Raw genomic sequence first — 3007 nt, forward strand, 5'->3', positions numbered from 1 at the left:
GTTCTGGATGGTGCCGGTGAGCTTCTCGCGCGGCACGCCCTTCTTCTCGGCGGCCGCGACGTAGAACGCCAACAGGATGGCCGCGGTGCCGTTGATGGTGAAGCTGGTGCTGATCTTGTCCAGCGGAATGTCGTCGAACAGGATCTCGGCGTCGGCGAGCGTGTCCACCGCAACACCGACGCGGCCCACCTCCTCGCTGACCTCGGGATCGTCGGAGTCGAAGCCGCACTGGGTCGGCAGGTCGAGCGCGACCGACAACCCCGTTCCACCCTGTTCCAGCAGGTAGCGGTAGCGGCGGTTGGATTCCTCCGCGGTCCCGAAGCCCGAATACTGGCGGAAGGTCCACAGCTTGCCGCGGTACCCACTCGCGAAGTTGCCGCGGGTGAATGGGTAGGTACCCGGCGCAGGCGGATCACCGGCCCGATCGGCCGGTCCGTAGACGGGCTCGAGCGGGATGCCGGAGGGGGTCTGAACTGGGTCGGTCATCAATGGATAACGTACTTGCAAAAAATGAGAATGCCAATACCGCAGACCGGAAACGTGCACTGGGCGGGGCCTGTCGGGACGTTGGGACGTCGAGCGAAGACCCGGTACACAGTGATTATGGCACTTGCCTAAAATGAGAATGGCAATACCAGTCCGGTAGCATGAGGCACGGCGACATCCGAGGAGGTCCATGTCCAGCCAGCGGCAATCGTTCACCGATCGAACCCTCGTCGTCTCCGGCGCCAGTCGGGGCATCGGGTTGGCGATCGCAGTCGGCGCGGCAAGGCAGGGCGCCAACATCGTGCTGCTGGCCAAGACGGCCGATCCGCACCCCAAGCTGCCGGGCACCGTGCACACCGCCGTCGCGGAGATCGAGGCCGCAGGCGGTAAGGGCGCGGCCGTGGTCGGCGACGTCCGCAACGAGGAAGACGTGCAACGCGCCGTCGACACCGCGGTGGAGCGCTTCGGCGGCGTCGACATCTGCGTCAACAACGCCAGCGCCATCGCAACAGAACCGACCGAGCAGCTTTCGGCCAAGAAGTTCAACCTGATGATGGACATCAACGTCCGGGGCACGTTCCTGCTGACCAAGGCGTCTCTGCCGGATTTGCGCAAGTCACCCGACGCGCACGTGCTGACGCCGGCACCGCCGATCAACATGAACCCGCACTGGCTGGGCGCACACCCGTCCTACACGCTGTCGAAGTACGGAATGACGTTGCTGTCGCTGGGCTGGGCGGCCGAGTACGCCGACGCAGGCATCGGCTTTGCTTGCTTGTGGCCCGAGACGTATATCGCGACGTCCGCGGTGGCGAACTCGCCCAACGCCGAGGCGATGCTCGCGAGGTCGCGCAGTCCGGAGCTCATGGGCGATGCCGCCGTCGAGATCCTGTCCCGGCCCGCCGTCGAGGTGAACGGTCAGTGCTACATCGATTCGGCGCTGTTGGCCGAGGCCGGCGTGACCGACCTGTCCCGCTACGGGGGCGGCGACAACCCCATACTTGATATCTTCGTCGACAAACGATGAGCATTTCGCTGCTGCTCGAGATGGCTGCCTCGAGCGATCCGGACCGGACGGCAGTGGTGTCCGGCGGCATGCGGCTGTCCACAACCGAACTCAGCGCTCTTGCCGACGGTGGGGCCGGGGTGATCGCGGCGTCCGGCGCCCAGCACGTCGCCTATGTCGGCGCTGGTGGTGTCATGTTGCCATTGCTGCTTTTTTCGTCGGCGAGGGCTTCGGTGGCCGTCACGCCGCTGAACTACCGGCTCAGCGCTGATGGGCTGCGTGAACTGATCGACCGGCTGCCCACACCTCTGGTGATCGCCGATGCCGAGTACCGAGATCTCGTCGCGGGCGCGGGCAAGCAGGTGATCTCCTCGGATGAGTTCATCGAGTCTGCCCGCACCGCCGACGCGGTCGCCGAGTTCCCCGACCCCGACGATGTCGCCGTCGTGCTGTTCACGTCCGGCACCACTTCGCGGCCCAAGGCCGTCGAGCTGACACACAACAATCTCACCAGCTACGTCACCGGCACGGTGGAGTTCGGATCGGCATCCGCCGAGGACGCCGCGTTGATCTGTGTACCGCCCTATCACATCGCCGGTGTCGGTGCGGCTCTGTCCAATCTGTACGCGGGCCGAAAGATGGTGTACCTGACCAGGTTCGACCCGCAAGAGTGGGTTCGCATGGTGGCCGACGAGGGCATCACCACCGCAACCGTGGTCCCGACGATGCTCGATCGCATCGTGGCTGCACTCGAACGCACACGTGCGCAGCTGCCGACGCTGCGGAATCTGGCCTATGGCGGGTCGAAGGTGGCGCTGCCGCTGGTTCGCAAGGCGCTCGAGCTGCTTCCCGGCGTGGGGTTCGTCAACGCGTACGGCCTCACCGAGACGAGCTCGACGATCGCAGTCCTCACCCCGGACGATCACCGGGACGCGCTGGCGGCACCGGACGAGGCGGTCGCGCGTCGACTCGGCTCGGTCGGTCAGCCGGTGCCCGGCATCGAGGTGCAGATTCGCGCCGACGACGGCACCGTTCTCGGCCCGGGAGAGACCGGCGAACTGTTCGTCCGCGGCGATCAGGTGTCGGGCCGGTACGCCGAGATCGGCTCGGTACTCGACGCCGACGGCTGGTTCCCGACCAAAGACGTTGCCATCCTTGACGAGAACGGCTACCTGTTCATCGGCGGACGATCCGACGACACGATCATTCGGGGCGGCGAGAACATCGCGCCCGCGGAGATCGAAGACGTCCTTGTCGAGCATCCCGACGTGCGCGCCTGCGTGGTCGTCGGACCGGAGGATCCCGAGTGGGGGCAGATCATCGTCGCGGTGGTGGTCCCCGGCGACGGCGCCAGTCCGGATCCCGACGAATTGCGCGAGTATGTCCGCAAGAGCCTGCGTGGGTCGAGAACTCCCGACCGGGTGGTATTCCGAGAAGAACTGCCCACCACCGCGACCGGCAAGGTGCTTCGTCGCGAACTGGTCGACGAATTAGCAAGGAGCCGAACATGATCAA

At 65.8% G+C, this 3007-nt stretch carries 3 protein-coding genes; 2 read left to right on the forward strand and 1 reads right to left on the reverse strand.

The window, feature by feature from the left end; genetic code table 11:
* On the reverse strand, positions 1–486 hold a 486-nt coding region (locus ACRDU5_RS23740), incomplete at its 3' end, for a methylmalonyl-CoA mutase family protein (RefSeq protein ID WP_526617439.1).
* Positions 487–676: 190 nt separating this feature from the next.
* Between ACRDU5_RS23740 and ACRDU5_RS23745 the strand changes: the two genes are divergently transcribed.
* Both ACRDU5_RS23745 and ACRDU5_RS23750 read left to right on the forward strand, forming a co-directional pair.
* Entirely contained in the window at positions 677–1513 is an 837-nt protein-coding gene (locus ACRDU5_RS23745) for an SDR family oxidoreductase (protein WP_526617440.1), read from the forward strand.
* Entirely contained in the window at positions 1510–3003 is a 1494-nt protein-coding gene (locus tag ACRDU5_RS23750) for a class I adenylate-forming enzyme family protein (protein WP_526617441.1), read from the forward strand. The genes ACRDU5_RS23745 and ACRDU5_RS23750 overlap by 4 nt, the downstream gene beginning before the upstream one ends.
* The last annotated feature ends 4 nt before the right edge of the window (positions 3004–3007 follow it).

It is taken from the genome of Mycobacterium sp. (assembly GCF_050701515.1).
Taxonomy (GTDB): domain Bacteria; phylum Actinomycetota; class Actinomycetes; order Mycobacteriales; family Mycobacteriaceae; genus Mycobacterium.